Annotated in this window: 1 protein-coding gene; it reads left to right on the plus strand. The window is 40.6% G+C overall.

Annotated elements, in window-relative coordinates:
- Positions 1 to 373: hypothetical protein (locus BWI97_RS27255; RefSeq protein WP_233208105.1), on the plus strand; the 373-nt coding region annotated here is incomplete at its 5' end.
- Between the last annotated feature and the right edge of the window lie 375 nt (positions 374 to 748).

Genomic DNA, 748 nt, shown 5'->3' on the forward strand with positions numbered 1-748 from the left:
TTCTAAAAGTCTTGGTGTTACAAGACAAGCAGTATATCATGTATTTGCTTCCAGACTGACCATGGAAGAAGATGAACTTGTACGCTGGTCAGAAATATTAGATACTCCAGTTGCCGAAATTTTAGACAGAGCAAATGGAAATTCCGACACAAGTAAAGTTAAGTCAAACGAAAGTTTGAATTTTGGCAATGAAGTAGTAGAAAGGTTTGAAGAGCACTTCAGGAAGATGGAAGAGTTCTACCATGAGCAGCTCCGAGCCAAAGATCAACAGATCGAGAAATTACTCGGTTTACTGGGAAAATCTGAGGGGTGTCCGGTAGCCAATTTGAACTCTGCAGAGTCAATTCAAAATGAGGTCGGCGTTGCTGCCTAACTCGTTTTTTTTGGTTCGCGGGCACAAATTCGGGTACACCCCTGCTTACCCTTGAGGTAAGTTGGCTAACAATCAAATAGTTATTCTCCTATTTTCAGTTCTTGTAGGAGGCTCTAAGTCGGTAAATCAATGATTTACCGACTTTTTTGWATCAGCTGTTTTTTTTGCCCTAGCTTTTTCAATTCTAAGGGCACTTTCAAAACCCTACTTTTCAGCAACTTATTTGAGGGTACATTTCTAGGTACGAAATCTGAATTGAGGTACACTAGACCAGGCAAGGGATACTCCCAGAGGCACAAATTATTGTCAGAGGTACACCTATATTTTCCTTACCAATTCACAGCGTATCGTGCGGTTCAAGAATTGACTTTTTTG

The sequence above is a fragment of the Siphonobacter sp. BAB-5405 genome (genome assembly GCF_002872335.1).
Taxonomy (GTDB): Bacteria; Bacteroidota; Bacteroidia; order Cytophagales; family Spirosomataceae; genus Siphonobacter.